At 71.6% G+C, this 14149-nt stretch carries 12 protein-coding genes; 4 read left to right on the plus strand and 8 right to left on the minus strand.

The window, feature by feature from the left end; translation table 11 throughout:
• Positions 1–2 precede the first annotated feature (2 nt).
• The 6 genes from ACZ6Y1_RS07125 to ACZ6Y1_RS07150 form a co-directional block, all read right to left on the minus strand.
• Positions 3–515 carry a MaoC family dehydratase gene (locus tag ACZ6Y1_RS07125; RefSeq protein ID WP_384751974.1) on the minus strand — a complete coding sequence of 171 codons (513 nt, stop codon included), beginning with the start codon at positions 513–515 and terminating at the stop codon, positions 3–5.
• Between the two features lie 80 nt (positions 516–595).
• Complete coding sequence (locus tag ACZ6Y1_RS07130) at positions 596–1570, minus strand: HpcH/HpaI aldolase/citrate lyase family protein (RefSeq protein WP_382640500.1); 975 nt, start codon at positions 1568–1570, stop codon at positions 596–598.
• Entirely contained in the window at positions 1567–3636 is a 2070-nt protein-coding gene (locus ACZ6Y1_RS07135; protein WP_469624289.1) for a protein meaA, read from the minus strand. The genes ACZ6Y1_RS07130 and ACZ6Y1_RS07135 overlap by 4 nt, the downstream gene beginning before the upstream one ends.
• Before the next feature lie 31 nt (positions 3637–3667).
• The gene (gene ccrA / locus ACZ6Y1_RS07140; protein ID WP_469624293.1) at positions 3668–5005 is read right to left on the minus strand and encodes a crotonyl-CoA carboxylase/reductase; all 1338 of its coding nucleotides are present in this window, start codon (positions 5003–5005) and stop codon (positions 3668–3670) included.
• 386 nt (positions 5006–5391) lie between these two features.
• Positions 5392–6204, minus strand: coding sequence for a TetR family transcriptional regulator (locus ACZ6Y1_RS07145; RefSeq protein ID WP_469624296.1), 813 nt, complete (start codon positions 6202–6204; stop codon positions 5392–5394).
• A gap of 175 nt (positions 6205–6379) precedes the next feature.
• Positions 6380–8176, minus strand: coding sequence for a 3-hydroxyacyl-CoA dehydrogenase family protein (locus ACZ6Y1_RS07150; RefSeq protein WP_469624300.1), 1797 nt, complete (start codon positions 8174–8176; stop codon positions 6380–6382).
• Between the two features lie 489 nt (positions 8177–8665).
• Between ACZ6Y1_RS07150 and ACZ6Y1_RS07155 the strand changes: the two genes are divergently transcribed.
• Entirely contained in the window at positions 8666–9217 is a 552-nt protein-coding gene (locus ACZ6Y1_RS07155; RefSeq protein ID WP_469624303.1) for a HEAT repeat domain-containing protein, read from the plus strand.
• A 12-nt stretch (positions 9218–9229) separates the two neighbouring features.
• Positions 9230–9643: a RidA family protein gene (locus ACZ6Y1_RS07160; RefSeq protein WP_469624306.1), complete on the plus strand. Its 414-nt coding sequence runs from the start codon at positions 9230–9232 to the stop codon at positions 9641–9643.
• Positions 9644–9672: 29 nt separating this feature from the next.
• Here ACZ6Y1_RS07160 and ACZ6Y1_RS07165 read toward each other — a convergent pair whose 3' ends face one another.
• Positions 9673–11280: an alpha/beta hydrolase gene (locus tag ACZ6Y1_RS07165; protein WP_469624309.1), complete on the minus strand. Its 1608-nt coding sequence runs from the start codon at positions 11278–11280 to the stop codon at positions 9673–9675.
• Between the two features lie 112 nt (positions 11281–11392).
• Positions 11393–12430 carry an Rv2578c family radical SAM protein gene (locus ACZ6Y1_RS07170; RefSeq protein ID WP_469624312.1) on the minus strand — a complete coding sequence of 346 codons (1038 nt, stop codon included), beginning with the start codon at positions 12428–12430 and terminating at the stop codon, positions 11393–11395.
• 114 nt (positions 12431–12544) lie between these two features.
• Here ACZ6Y1_RS07170 and ACZ6Y1_RS07175 point away from each other — a divergent pair, with 114 nt between their 5' ends.
• Positions 12545–13378, plus strand: coding sequence for a hypothetical protein (locus ACZ6Y1_RS07175; protein ID WP_469624314.1), 834 nt, complete (start codon positions 12545–12547; stop codon positions 13376–13378).
• A gap of 75 nt (positions 13379–13453) precedes the next feature.
• On the plus strand, positions 13454–13897 hold the full coding sequence (locus tag ACZ6Y1_RS07180; RefSeq protein WP_384751947.1) for an SRPBCC family protein: 444 nt from the start codon (positions 13454–13456) through the stop codon (positions 13895–13897).
• The last annotated feature ends 252 nt before the right edge of the window (positions 13898–14149 follow it).

Consider the following 14149-nt stretch of genomic DNA (forward strand, 5'->3'; position numbering starts at 1 on the left):
GGCTACTTCCCCTGTTCCTTCAGCTGCGGGCGGCCGGGCTGCTCGCCGCCGCGCTCCTTGATGTACGTCTCGGTCGGGACCATCACCTTGCGCCGGAAGACGCAGACGAGGGTGCCGTCCTGCTTGTAGCCCTTGGTCTCCACGTAGACGATGCCGCGGTCGTTCTTCGACTTCGACGGGGTCTTGTCGAGGACCGTGGTCTCGCCGTAGATCGTGTCGCCGTGGAAGGTCGGCGCCACGTGCCGCAGGGACTCGATCTCCAGGTTGGCGATGGCCTTCCCGGAGACGTCCGGGACGGACATGCCCAGCAGCAGTGAGTAGATGTAGTTGCCCACGACGACGTTCTTGCCGAAGTCGGTCGTGTTCTCCGCGTAATTGCTGTCCATGTGGAGCGGGTGGTGGTTCATGGTCAGCAGACAGAAGAGGTGGTCGTCGTACTCGGTGACCGTCTTCCCGGGCCAGTGCCGGTAGACGTCTCCGACGGTGAACTCTTCATAGGTGCGGCCAAACTGCATGGTGCCCCCTCCGGGGTGCTTGCCCGGGCCGTGCGGGGCCCGGGGCTGGGGATGGGTGCGCCCGACACTGCGGGATCGCCTCAGGCGGTGGGGACCTCGAACTTCGATGTCCGCTGCATACCGGCGGCGCGGCCCTTGCCCGCGATGACCAGGGCCATCTTGCGGCTGGCCTCGTCGATCATCTCGTCGCCGAGCATCGCGGAGCCCTTCTTGCCGCCGGCCTCCGAGGTGCACCAGTCGTACGCGTCGAGGATCAGCTCGGCGTGGTCGTAGTCCTCCTGGGAGGGGGAGAAGACCTCGTTGGCCGCGTCGACCTGGCCCGGGTGCAGCACCCACTTGCCGTCGAAGCCCAGGGCGGCGGCGCGGCCGGCGACCTCGCGGTAGGCGTCGACGTCGCGGATCTGGAGGAAGGGGCCGTCGATCGCCTGCAGGTTGTGCGTGCGGGCCGCCATCAGGATCCGCATCAGGATGTAGTGGTAGGCGTCCGCGCCGTAGCCGGGCGGCTGCATGCCCACGACCAGGGATTTCATGTTGATCGAGGCCATGAAGTCGGCCGGGCCGAAGATGATGGTCTCCAGGCGCGGGGAGGCGGCGGCGATCTCGTCGACGTTCACCAGGCCCTTGGCGTTCTCGATCTGCGCCTCGATGCCGATCTTGCCGACCTCGAAGCCCATGGTCTTCTCGATCTGGGTCAGGAGCAGGTCCAGGGCCACGACCTGCTGGGCGTCCTGCACCTTCGGCAGCATGATGCAGTCGAGGTTCTGGCCGGCGCCCTCGACGACGGTGATGACGTCGCGGTAGGTCCAGTGGGTGGTCCAGTCGTTGACGCGCACGACCCGGGTCTTGCCCGTCCAGTCGCCGTTGTTCAGCGCGTCCACGATGGTGTGGCGGGCGCCTTCCTTGGCGAGCGGCGCGCAGGCGTCCTCCAGGTCGAGGAAGACCTGGTCGGCCGGCAGGCCCTGGGCCTTCTCGAGGAACCGCGGGTTCGAGCCGGGCACCGCGAGGCAGGAGCGACGCGGGCGAAGGCGGTTCACCGGGTGGACTGGCGTGGTCATGCGGGGACCTCCGTGCTTGCAACGATTTCGAGAGGGTGGAGCTTGTTGGCCTTGCGGATCTCGTCGACGATACGGCCGATGATCTCCGTGATGCCGAAGTCCTTCGGCGTGAAGACCGCGGCGACTCCGGCAGCCTTGAGCGCCACGGCGTCGGCGTTCGGAATGATGCCTCCGACGATGACGGGGATGTCACCCGCCCCCGCCAGGCGGAGGCGTTCGAGGACATCCGGGACGAGCGCGCTGTGCGAGCCGGACAGGATGGACAGTCCCACGCAGTGCACGTCCTCGGCCAGCGCCGCCGAGGAGATCTCCTCGGGTGTCAGCCGGATGCCCTGGTAGACCACCTCGAAGCCCGCGTCGCGGGCTCGGACGGCGATCTGCTCGGCGCCGTTGGAGTGCCCGTCCAGGCCAGGCTTGCCGACCAGCAGGCGCAGCCGGCCCGTGCCGAGCTCGTCGGCCGTCCGGGCCACCTTCTCGCGGACCTCGTGCAGCGGGGTGCCGGGCTCGGCCGTGACCGCCACCGGGGCCGAGGAGACCCCGGTCGGGGCACGGAACTCGCCGAACACCTCGCGCAGCGCCGTCGCCCACTCGCCGGTGGTGACACCGGCGCGGGCGCACTCGAGGGTGGCCTCCATCAGGTTCTCGGTGCCGGCCGCGGCCTCCTTGAGGCGCTCCAGCGCCTGCCGGGTGGTGGGGAAGACGAACGGGTCGCCGTTCCCCTGCCGGTCCGAGGACTCCTCGCGCTCGGCGCGCCAGCGGACGATGCGCTCGACGGTCAGCGCCTCCACCGCGGGGTCCACCGTCATGATGGCGCCGTCCAGGTCGGCGGTGAGCGGGTTCTCCTCGGTCTGCTGGAAGCAGTTGACTCCGACGATCTTGTCCTCGCCGGCCTCGATCCGGGCGCGGCGCTCGGCGTGGGAGGAGACGAGCTGGGACTTCAGGTACCCGGACTCGACGGCGGCCATCGCGCCGCCCATCTCCTGGATCCGGTCGATCTCGGCCAGGCAGTCGGCGACCAGGGAGTCGACTTTGGCCTCGATGACGTGGGACCCGGCGAAGATGTCGTCGTACTCCAGCAGGTCGCTCTCGTGGGCGAGGACCTGCTGGATGCGCAGCGACCACTGCTGGTCCCAGGGCCGGGGCAGGCCCAGCGCCTCGTTCCAGGCGGGCAGCTGCACGGCGCGGGCGCGGGCGTCCTTGGAGAGGGTGACGGCCAGCATCTCCAGCACGATGCGCTGGACGTTGTTCTCCGGCTGCGCCTCGGTCAGACCCAGGGAGTTGACCTGGACGCCGTAACGGAAGCGGCGCTGCTTCGCGTTCTCGATGCCGTAGCGCTCCTTGGTGATCCGGTCCCAGATGCGGCCGAAGGCGCGCATCTTGCACATCTCCTCGATGAAGCGGACGCCCGCGTTCACGAAGAAGGAGATGCGGGCGACGACCTCGCCGAAGCGCTCCTCGGGCACCTGGCCCGAGTCGCGCACCGAGTCGAGGACGGCGATGGCGGTGGACATCGCGTACGAGATCTCCTGGACCGGTGTGGCCCCGGCCTCCTGCAGGTGGTAGCTGCAGATGTTGATCGGGTTCCACTTCGGGATGTGGTTGACCGTGTACGCGATCATGTCCGTCGTCAGGCGGAGCGAGGGCCCGGGCGGGAAGACGTGCGTCCCGCGCGAGAGGTACTCCTTGACGATGTCGTTCTGCGTGGTGCCCTGGAGCTGCGAGATGTCCGCACCCTGCTCCTCGGCGGCCACCTGGTAGAGCGCCAGCAGCCACATGGCGGTGGCGTTGATCGTCATCGAGGTGTTCATCTGTTCCAGGGGTATGTCCTGGAACAGCCGCCGCATGTCGCCCAGATGGGAGACCGGGACCCCGACCCGGCCCACCTCGCCGCGGGCGAGGATGTGGTCGGGGTCGTAGCCGGTCTGCGTCGGGAGGTCGAACGCGACCGACAGGCCGGTCTGGCCCTTGGCGAGGTTGCGGCGGTACAGCTCGTTGGACGCCTCGGCCGTGGAGTGGCCGGCGTACGTCCGCATGAGCCACGGACGGTCCTTCTGGCGCTCTGTCATCTCAGGCGATCCTTATGGCCTTTGAGCGGACTCAGACGTTGCGGAAGCGGTTGATCGCGTCGAGGTGCTGGGCGCGCATCTCGTGGTCGCGGACGCCGAGGCCCTCCTCGGGGGCGAGCGCGAGGACGCCGACCTTGCCCTGGTGGAGGTTGCGGTGGACGTCGTAGGCGGCCTGGCCGGTCTCCTCCAGGGAGTAGACCTTCGACAGGGTGGGGTGGATCTTGCCCTTGGCGATCAGGCGGTTGGCCTCCCACGCCTCGCGGTAGTTCGCGAAGTGCGAGCCGACGATCCGCTTGAGGGACATCCACAGGTAGCGGTTGTCGTACTGGTGCATGTAGCCGGAGGTCGACGCACAGGTGGTGATGGTGCCGCCCTTGCGGGTGACGTAGACCGAGGCGCCGAAGGTCTCGCGGCCCGGGTGCTCGAAGACGATGTCGATGTCCTCGCCGCCGGTCAGCTCGCGGATCTTCGAGCCGAAGCGCTTCCACTCGCGCGGGTCCTGGGTGTTCTCGTCCTTCCAGAACTTGTAGCCCTCGGCGTTGCGGTCGATGACCGCCGTGGCGCCCATGGACCGGCAGATGTCGGCCTTCTCCGGGGAGGAGACCACGCAGATCGGGTTGGCGCCGCCGGCCAGCGCGAACTGGGTGGCGTAGGAGCCGAGGCCGCCGCTGGCGCCCCAGATCAGGACGTTGTCGCCCTGCTTCATGCCGGCGCCGTTGTTGGAGACCAGCTGGCGGTAGGCGGTGGAGTTGACCAGGCCGGGGGAGGCGGCCTCCTCCCAGCTGAGGTGGGCCGGCTTCGGCATCAGCTGGTTCGACTTGACGAGGGCGATCTCCGCCAGGCCGCCGAAGTTGGTCTCGAAGCCCCAGATGCGCTGCTCGGGGTCGAGCATCGTGTCGTTGTGGCCGTCCGAGGACTCCAGCTCGACCGAGAGGCAGTGCGCGACGACCTCGTCGCCCGGGTTCCAGGCGTTGACGCCGGGGCCGGTGCGCAGGACGACGCCCGCGAGGTCGGAGCCGATGACGTGGTAGGGGAGGTCGTGGCGCTTGGTGAGCTCCGACAGGCGCCCGTAGCGCTCCAGGAAGCTGAAGGTGGACACGGGCTCGAAGATCGAGGTCCAGACCGAGTTGTAGTTGACCGAGGAGGCCATGACGGCCACCAGGGCCTCGCCCGGGCCGAGCTCCGGCACCGGGACCTGGTCCAGGTGGAGGGACTTGCGCGGGTCCTTCTCGCGTGTCGTCAGCCCCGAGAACATCTCGACCTCGTCCTTGTGCACGGTGATCGCGCGGTACGAGTCGGGCAGCGGCAGGGCTGCGAAGTCTGCGGCGGTGGCGGACTGCGACTGAATCGCGTCCAGGATGTCCTTCACGGTAGAGCCTCCGGCTAGCGCTGATGAGGGTGCGCTGAGGTGAGCGGGGGGTGCGTGGGTGTGCCGTCGGTCCGGCTGGTGCGGTGGTGCGGCGACGCCCGTGGTGGGGCGTGCGGTGGCCTGGTGACGCAGGCATCCGGGGCGCGTTCCGTGCCGAGTGGGCGTGGACCGCGGGGACGTCCGGATGAGATTCAACGTATGGCACCCCGTGTCACTCAGCAAGGCACCGCGTGCCAAAACTTTCTCTCATTTGCCGATTGACCTGCACCGATGAGCGATGATCGATCAGAGTTACCCGTGAGTAGGGGCAAGGCGGACAAAGCAAAAGGCCGCCCCCGGTGACGGGGGCGGCCTGTGTGACGAGCGTCGCGCGAGGTGCTTTCTGACTACTTGTTGCGCAGGGCTTCCTCGATGGTCCGCATGACCTCGTCGAGGGGGGCGTCCGTGCGGGCCACCGCCACCAGGACCTCGCCCTGGGTCCGCGCCTCCGCCGGGGCGGGCGGCGCGGTGGCCAGGGTGCGGCCGGCGCCGATGCCCGTGCCGAAGGTCCTGCGCACGATCGAGAAGGCGTGGTCCAGCTGCGCCTCCACGTCGCCCTGCCCGCCCGCGCGCAGCCAGCGCCGCAGCACGTGGTTGTGGGCGGTCACCACCGCCGAGGCGGCCACCTCCGCCAGCAGCGGGTCGTCGTTGCCGTCGTGGTGGTCGGTCTCGTCGAAGTGGGCCAGCAGGTAGCGGGTGAACAGCCGCTCGTACCGGGCCACGGAGGCGATCTCCCGCTCCCGCAGCGCCGGCACCTCGCGGGTCAGCCGGTAGCGCTCCACCGACACCGCCGGCGAGGCGGCGTACATCTTCATGACCTCCTTGATCCCGCGGCACACCGTGTCGAGCGGGTGCTCGTGCGCCGGGGCCACGTCGAGGACGGCCTCGGCGCGGGTCAGGGTGTCGTCGTGATCGGGGAAGATCGCCTCTTCCTTGGAACGGAAGTGGCGGAAGAAGGTCCGGCGGGCCACCCCGGCGGTCGCGGCGATCTCGTCGACCGTCGTGGCCTCGTACCCCTTGGTCGCGAACAGCTCCATGGCCGCCGCGGCGAGCTCGCGCCGCATTTTGAGCCGCTGCGCGGCCGCCTTGGTGCCGGCCGCGCTCTCCGGCGCGTCGGATGCCGTGGCGGCACGGGGTGAGGTCTTGGCGGGCTGGGACATAGAGCGAAAGTACTTCATTCGCGCGGGTGAGCGCGCCTGAGGGTGGTGGGACGGGGATGGATGCGGGGGAGGGCCCGCACTGGGCTCGGGAGGGTATGTCCGCCGTGAGGGTCCGGCGGACCCGAGCAGCCCTCCCCACGCATCCTGCTCATGAGGCCCTTGGCCAGGGGGCTGATTACCGACGGGCGTACTCACGGAATCCGCGGCCGGTCTTCCGGCCCAGGCAGCCCGCCGCCACCAGGTGCTCCAGCAGCGGGGACGGGGCCAGGCCCGGGTCGCGGAACTCCTTGTGGAGGACCTTCTCGATGGCCAGCGAGACGTCGAGGCCGACCACGTCGAGGAGCTCGAAGGGGCCCATCGGGTAGCCGCCGCCCAGCTTCATCGCCGCGTCGATCTGGTCGAGGCTCGCGTAGTGCTGCTCGACCATCTTGATCGCGTTGTTGAGGTAGGGGAACAGCAGCGCGTTCACGATGAAACCGGCCCGGTCACCGCAGTCCACCGGGTGCTTGCGCACCTTCGCGCAGACCTCGCGGACCGTGGCGTGCACGTCGTCCGCGGTCAGGACCGTCCGGACCACCTCGACGAGCTTCATCGCCGGCGCCGGGTTGAAGAAGTGCATGCCGATCACGTCCTGCGGGCGCGAGGTCACGCGGGCGACCGCGATCACCGGCAGCGAGGAGGTGGTGGTGGCCAGCACCGCACCCGGCTTGCAGACCTTGTCCAGGGCGGCGAACAGCTCCTGCTTGACCGCCAGGTCCTCGGCGACGGCCTCCACGGCCAGGTCCACCTCGGCGAAGGCGTCCAGCGAACCGGCCGGGGTGATCAGCTCCAGGGTCCGGGCCGCACCCTCCTCCGTCAGCCGTCCCTTGGCCACCGCACGGCCCAGGGACTTGCCGATGGCGGCCTTCGCGGCGTCCGCCTTCTCCTGGCTGCGGGCCGCCAGCACGACCTGGAAGCCGGCCTGCGCGAAGACCTGCGCGATCCCGCTCGCCATGGTGCCGGAACCGGCCACGCCGACCGACGTGACCGGGCGGCCCTCGCCGAGGCGGGCCCCGTCGGCCGGGGTCTGCGCGTCCGGGACCACCGTGGAGCTGCCCGGCGCCTCGTAGGTGTAGAAGCCGCGCCCGGCCTTCTGCCCGGTCAGGCCCGCCTCGGCGAGCTGGCCCAGGACCGGGGCCGGGGCGTGCAGCCGGTCGCCGGAGGAGGCGTACATGGCGTCCAGGACCGTACGGGCCGTGTCCACGCCGATCAGGTCCAGCAGCGCGAGCGGGCCCATGGGCAGGCCGCAGCCGAGCCGCATGGCCGCGTCGATGTCCTCGCGGGAGGCGTACTTCGCCTCGTACATGGCGGCGGCCTGGTTGAGGTAGCCGAAGAGCAGGCCGTCGGCGACGAAACCGGGCCGGTCGCCGACCGACACGGGCTCCTTGCCGAGCTCGCGGGCCAGCTCGGTGACCGCCTCGACGGCCGGCGGGGCGGTGAGCACGCAGGAGACGACCTCGACCAGCTTCATCGCCGGGGCCGGGTTGAAGAAGTGCATGCCCAGCACGCGCTCGGGCCGCTGCGACTCGGCGGCCATGCGGGTCACCGACAGGGCGTTCGTGCCGGTGGCCAGGATGGTGTCGGGCCGGACGATCGCGTCGAGCTCGCGGAACACCTGCTGCTTGAGCTCGTAGTTCTCCGGGACGACCTCGATGACGAGATCGGCCTCTGCGGCGGCGCCCAGGTCGGAGTAGGTGCGGAAGCGGGCCAGCACGTCCGACCGCTCCTGCTCGGTGAGCCGCTCCTTGGTGACGGAGCGCGCGGTGGACGCGGCGAGGGAGTCCACGGCCCGGCGGGCGGCGGTCTCGCTGATGTCGATGCCGACGACCTCGCGGCCGGCGCGGACGAGGACCTCGGCGATGCCGGTGCCCATCGTGCCGAGGCCGACGACGGCGATGGTCTGGAGGGCGGGCTGACTGGACGGACGGTCCATCGAGGGACTCCAGTGGAAGAGGGTGACGACTGAGGGGCGCGCGCGGTGCACAGAGGCGCGCGGATGCCGTGTCCCCGCGCGCGGGAGGCGGGCAGGGGCGGGCCGGTACGGTCCGGGGCTCCGGTGAGGGCCGGGAGGTCCCGGTGCGGGCCCGGGAGGGATCCCGGTGGTGTACGGGGCGTCCCGGTGAGGTCCGGGGAAATCCCGGCGCGGCATGCGCGGGACGTCCCGGAGGGGAGCGGCACGGACCCCGTCCCGGGGCCGCGCCGTGCAGGCGTAACGGACCGACTGACACGGGGCGGCTGCGTCACCAGGCCGCCTTCGTGCGTATGCAAGGACAGTAACCCGGCGGTAACTGCTGCGCCAGAGCGCGGAGATGTGACCTGTACCGCCCAAATGTACCGATCATCGATCATCGATCAGACGGCTCTCGGGTGAGGTCTCCCCGAACCCGGCGCGGCGGCCGCCGCGCGCCCCTAGGGTGGCCGCGTGAACGACGTACTGGAGCGCCTGCGGGCCGAGTCCGGGCGGTCGCCCGAGTACGAAGTGCTGCTCGCGGCCGGCGCCGACGACCTGGCCGCCTCCCTGACGTCGGCCGGACTGCCCCTCTGGGCCCGCGAACTGGCCGCCTACCGCCTGGGCCTCGCCGGGGACCGCCGCGCCTTCGAGTCCCTCGTCCTGCTGCTCAACCACCGCGACCCGCCCCGCTGCGCCGCCGCGGCCGAGGCGCTGACCGTGCTCGGCGACCCGCGGACCGCCCGGGCGGCGGCCGCCCTCGCCACCAACAGCCTGCGCACGGCCTACGCCCTCCAGCCCGTACGGCTGCTCACGGCCCTGCGGGCGCCGGAATCCGCCCCCGCCCTACGGGCGACCCTGGCCCGGCTGCTCTCCCCGAACGACCCGTACTGGCGGGTGGCCCTCGCCTGCGTGGAGGGCCTCGGCGCCCTGGCCGACCCCGACGCCCGCGAACTCCTCACCCGAGCCCAGTCCCACCCCCGCCTCGCCCTGGCGGCGACGAAGGCACTGCGCGAGCTCGGCTGACATGATCACCGCATGAGCGAACACAGTGGCAGCCACCTCACCCGCATATCGGCCCCGGAGGGCGTCAGCCCCGGCAGCGGCTACCACCACGTCGTCTGGGGCACCGGGCGGTTCGTCGCCGTCTCCGGCCAGTGCGCCTTCGACGAGAAGGGCGGCATCGTCGGCGAGGGCGACCCGGCGGCGCAGGCCCGCCAGGTGTTCGAGAACCTGCGCCGGTGCCTGGCCGCCGCGGGGGCCGGCTTCGACGACGTGGTGAAGCTGACCTACTTCGTCACGGACGTCGCCCACCTCCCGGCCGTCCGGGAGGCGCGCGACGCCGTCATCCCCGCCGACAGACTGCCGGCCTCCTCGGCCGTCCAGGTCGCCGCCCTCTTCCGGCCCGAACTGCTCCTGGAGATCGAGGCGTTCGCGGTACTGCCCGACTGAACGTCGGCCGGCGGCCGACGGCCGGCGGCCTAGCCCCGGTAGCCCAGCAGGCCGTGGAGGGCCGCGCCGCCCGCCGACGAGGGCACGGCGCGGGTCGCCGCCGCCGGGACCGGGGCGGGCTGGGCCGGGCAGGTGGCGTCCGTGGCCGCGCCCGTCCGCAGGTACGCCGAGACCTTCTCGTCCAGGCACTTGTTGCCGGCCAGCGAGACGCCGTGGTTGCCGCCGCCCTCCTCGACCACCAGGGCCGAACCCTTCAGCTTGTCCCGCATGCTCAGCACCCCGCCGAACGGGGTCGCGGCGTCCTCCGTCGCCTGCAGGAGGAGGGCCGGCGGGAGGTCCGCGTTCGTCACGTCCGGGGCCTGCAGCGGCGCCTGCGGCCAGAACGCGCACGGAGCGTTGTACCAGGCGTTGTTCCAGGTCATGAACGGCGCCTTGGCGTGGGTGCGCCACATGTCGGAGCGCCACACGTTCCAGTCCTTCGGCCACGCCGAGTCCCGGCACTGCACGGCCGTGTAGACGCTGTACGCGTTGCCCGCGGAGGGCTCCACCGCGCCGAACCGTTCGTACGCCGCCACCAGCGGCTTGGGGTCCTTGTCCACCGCGTACGCCGCGAAGGCCGCGGCGAGGTTCGGCCAGTAGCCGTTGTAGTAACCGCCCGGCATGAAGGTGTCCTCCAGCTCGGACGGGCCCACCTTGCCGCCCGCCGGGTCCTTGCGCAGCGCGTTCCGCATCTCGTACCAGCGCCGCTCGACCACCGCCCGGTCGGTGCCGAGCCGGTAGGTGGCGTCGTACTTGGCCACCCAGGCCAGGAAGGCCTTGTGGCGGGCGTCGAAGGCCTGGTCCTGGGCGAGGTTGTCCTCGTACCAGACCCCGCCCGGGTCGACGACGGAGTCCAGGACGAGCCGGTGCACGCGGGTGGGGTGGAGCTTGGCGTACACGGCGCCCAGGTAGGTGCCGTAGGAGTAGCCGAAGTAGCTGATCCGCTCGGCGCCGAGCGCCCCGCGCAGCAGCTCGATGTCACGGGCGGCGGCGACCGTGCCGATGTACGGGAGCACGTCCGCGTGCTTGGTCCGGCAGGACTCGGCGAAGGAGCGCACCCGGTCGAGGTTGGCCCGCTCGGTGGCCGCGTCGCGCGGCACCGAGTCCGGGCGCACCGCGGCGAAGTGGCCGGCCCCGCAGTCGAGCGCGGGTTCGCTCCTGCCGACGCCGCGTGGGTCGAAGCCGATCACGTCGTACTGGGCGGCCACCTCCTTGGGCAGGGCGGAGGCGATGAACCCGGCCAGGCCGCGGCCGCTGCCGCCGGGGCCGCCGGGGTTGACCAGCAGGGGACCCTGGGAGGTGGCGGCGGTGTGCGGGACGCGGGTCAGGGCGAGGGAGATCTGCCGCCCCTCCGGGCGGTCGTGGTCGAGCGGGACCCTGAGGGAGGCGCACTGCAGCGTCGGGTAGCGCGAGGTCGCGCAGCCGGTCCAGTTCAGGGCGGCCGCCCGCGCGGGCGCCTCGGTGGCGGGCGCGGCGGATCCGGCGGACGCGGACGAGGCGGCGGGCGCCGCCGTGACCGGGCTCGCGAGCGCGGCGGCGACCACGGCGGTGGAGATCGACATCAGGACGGCGGCGCGCTTCTTCAAGGGGTGGAGCATGGGGCCTCCCAGCCAGGGGTTCTGGGCGGAATCGTCCCGGAAACCGGGCCCGGAAGGCGGGATTGGAGTGCGGATTGGCCCGATGTGATGAGGCTTCAGGGGCCGTACGAGTTCACAGGAGCGACAGCTGCGTCGCCCCGGCGGGCGCGGGAGCGGGGGCGTCGGGGCGCACCGGTACGAGAGCGGGACGGGTCGTGCCGCGGCGGGCGGGCCCGATGCCGAATTCGGCCGCGAGTTCGTGCACCTGGCGGGTGATCCGGCGCTGGTACCAGGTGGGGGCGTACGACCCGCCCGCGTACATCCGCTCGTAGCGGGGGACGAGGTGCGGGTGGTGCGTCCCGAGCCAGGACATGAACCACTCGCGCGCACCGGGCCGCAGATGGAGTACCAGGGGTGTCACGGAGGTGGCGCCGGACTCCGCGACGGCCGCGACCGTCTCCCGCAGCTGCTCCGGCGAGTCCCCGAGGAAGGGGATCACGGGGGCCATCAGCACCCCGCACTCGATCCCGGCGTCGGTCAGGGTCCGCACCGCGTTCAGCCGGCCGGCGGGGGAGGGGGTGCCGGGCTCGACCGTCCGCCACAGGGCGGTGTCGGTGAAACCGACGGAGACGGAGATCCCGACCTCGGTCACCGCGGCGGCCTCCCGGAGGAGCGGGAGGTCGCGCAGGATCAGCGTCCCCTTGGTGAGGATCGAGAAGGGATTGGCGTGGTCGCGCAGCGCCTCGATGATCCCCGGCATCAGCCGGTAGCGGCCCTCGGCGCGCTGGTAGCAGTCCACGTTGGTGCCCATGGCGATGTGCGCGCCGGTCCAGCGGCGCGAGCCGAGCTCGCGGCGCAGCAGTTCGGGGGCGTTGGTCTTGACCACGATCTGGGAGTCGAAACCGATGCCGGTGTCGAGATCGAGGTAGCTGTGGGTCTTGCGGGCGAAGCAGTACACGCAGGCGTGACTGCAGCCCCTGTACGGATTGACGGTCCACTCGAACGGCATCCGCGATGCGCCGGGCACCCGGTTGACGATCGAGCGGGCCCGCACCTCGTGGAAGGTGATCCCCCGGAACTCGGGGGTGTCGAAGGTGCGGGTGACGACGGCGTCGGCCCCGAAGAGCGCGGACGGCCCCTGCGGGCCCTCGGTCAGGTTGTCCCAGCGCATGGTGCGCCTCCCTCGGTACTGGCTGCCGCCGAGAATAGAACAAACGTTCCCATGATCGTGCGGACCGGGAAATGCGCTGGTCAGCGGCGTGTGCGAGGTGGCAGGCTGCGCCGCATGGCGGGATACAGACTCACGGTGTGCCTTCCGGGCGGAGCTCGGGACAGGCTGGAGGACGCGATCGGCCAGGCAATGGAGCCCTTCCGGATCGAGGGGGACCGTCCGTACTCGGACGACCTGTGGATCTGGGACGCCTGGAGGATCGCGGGCGGCGCGAGCGGCACCGGCCACCGGATCCGTCCGGGTCACGAGGCGGATCCCCGGATCATCCACGACCAGCCGCTGCCGGACGGCTCCTGGACGCCGAGCGTGCCCGGCCGGTGCGCGGGCGGGCCGCGCGGACTGCTCGTCGTGGGCGAAGCCCGCGAGCGCGCCGTACGGCTCGCCGGGATCGTCTGGGACGGCTGGCAGGAGCTGCTGCGGAATCACCCGCCCGGCCGGCCGTGGGAGGACTTCTGCCCGGTATGGGTGCCGGGAAACGACTACGCCGCCTACCGCGAAGCGTGCGAGCCCGTCTACGCCGAATACCTCGCGCAGACGCCCGCCGCGGCTTTCGAGCGGTGGGCGGACGGGCTGAGCGTCGACCCCGACCTCGAGGAGTTCCGGTCCCATTTCCGCGGTTTCATCGCGGACCCCCGCCGATGGATCGGCGAGCGCACCCGTGAGGAGTACGTCAGGACCGAGGCGCGCCGGGCCGACTGGCCGAGCAATCTGCTGACCCTCGACGGATGGTGGTGGGAGGAGGGCGGCCCGCCGGTGCACGGCGCCTGCGACGACCCCGCGACCTGCCCGCACACCCCGCCGTCCGCGGACGAGCCGGGAGGCTGCGCCTCCTATCTCGCCGGTCTCCCGGACGACACCCTCCTCGTCTGCGTCCACTGCCACGTCTGACCCGGATTTGGGCCGCCGCCCCTGAGGTGGTTGGCTTCGCGGTGACGAGCGGACACAACTGCTGGAGGAACAGCTATGGCGCAGGTCGAGGCCACCACGGAGCGGATCATCGCGGCCGACGCGGAGACCGTGTTCGACGCGCTGGCGGACTACACCGGGACCCGCGGGAAGCTGCTGCCCGAGCACTTCAGCGAGTACGAGGTGCGGGAGGGCGGCGACGGCGAGGGCACGCTGGTGCACTGGAAGCTCCAGGCCACCAGCAAGCGCGTACGGGACTGCCTGCTGGAGGTCACCGAGCCCACCGACGGGCAGTTGGTGGAGAAGGACCGCAACTCCTCCATGGTCACCACCTGGGTGGTCACCCCGGCGGGCGAGGGCAAGTCCAAGGCCGTGGTCTCCACCGTGTGGAACGGCGCCGGCGGTATCGGCGGCTTCTTCGAGCGCACCTTCGCACCGAAGGGCCTCGGCCGGATCTACGACACGCTGCTGGCGAACCTGGCCGCCGAGGTCGAGGCCTGAGCGGCCCCGTCCCTCGGTCGTCCGGGCCGGCCGGCCGGGCCTGAACCGGCCAGACAGGAGCCACCCCGGCCCGCCCGGACGAACGGCGGCCCGCCCGGACCGGCCCCGGCCCCTCCCGGCCGGACGGCGGCCCGCCTGGACCGCCCGGCCGAACGGCGGCCCGTCCCGCCCCGGCCCGACCGGAACGCAGCCAGTCCTGACCGGGACCGGCCCCTCTCGACCGGACAGCGACCCGCCCCGCCCCGGGCCGAC

Source organism: Streptomyces sp. NPDC053432 (assembly GCF_055585365.1).

What these genes read in the sequence shown, in the direction of transcription:
- ACZ6Y1_RS07135 (WP_469624289.1), bottom strand. Translation starts at nt 3,636, where the DNA reads ATGACAGAGCGCCAGAAGGACCGTCCGTGGCTCATGCGGACGTACGCC.
- ACZ6Y1_RS07165 (WP_469624309.1), bottom strand. Translation starts at nt 11,280, where the DNA reads ATGCTCCACCCCTTGAAGAAGCGCGCCGCCGTCCTGATGTCGATCTCC.
- ACZ6Y1_RS07170 (WP_469624312.1), bottom strand. Translation starts at nt 12,430, where the DNA reads ATGCGCTGGGACAACCTGACCGAGGGCCCGCAGGGGCCGTCCGCGCTC.
- ACZ6Y1_RS07145 (WP_469624296.1), bottom strand. Translation starts at nt 6,204, where the DNA reads ATGTCCCAGCCCGCCAAGACCTCACCCCGTGCCGCCACGGCATCCGAC.
- ACZ6Y1_RS07160 (WP_469624306.1), top strand. Translation starts at nt 9,230, where the DNA reads ATGAGCGAACACAGTGGCAGCCACCTCACCCGCATATCGGCCCCGGAG.
- ACZ6Y1_RS07130 (WP_382640500.1), bottom strand. Translation starts at nt 1,570, where the DNA reads ATGACCACGCCAGTCCACCCGGTGAACCGCCTTCGCCCGCGTCGCTCC.
- ACZ6Y1_RS07125 (WP_384751974.1), bottom strand. Translation starts at nt 515, where the DNA reads ATGCAGTTTGGCCGCACCTATGAAGAGTTCACCGTCGGAGACGTCTAC.
- ACZ6Y1_RS07180 (WP_384751947.1), top strand. Translation starts at nt 13,454, where the DNA reads ATGGCGCAGGTCGAGGCCACCACGGAGCGGATCATCGCGGCCGACGCG.
- ACZ6Y1_RS07150 (WP_469624300.1), bottom strand. Translation starts at nt 8,176, where the DNA reads ATGGACCGTCCGTCCAGTCAGCCCGCCCTCCAGACCATCGCCGTCGTC.
- ACZ6Y1_RS07175 (WP_469624314.1), top strand. Translation starts at nt 12,545, where the DNA reads ATGGCGGGATACAGACTCACGGTGTGCCTTCCGGGCGGAGCTCGGGAC.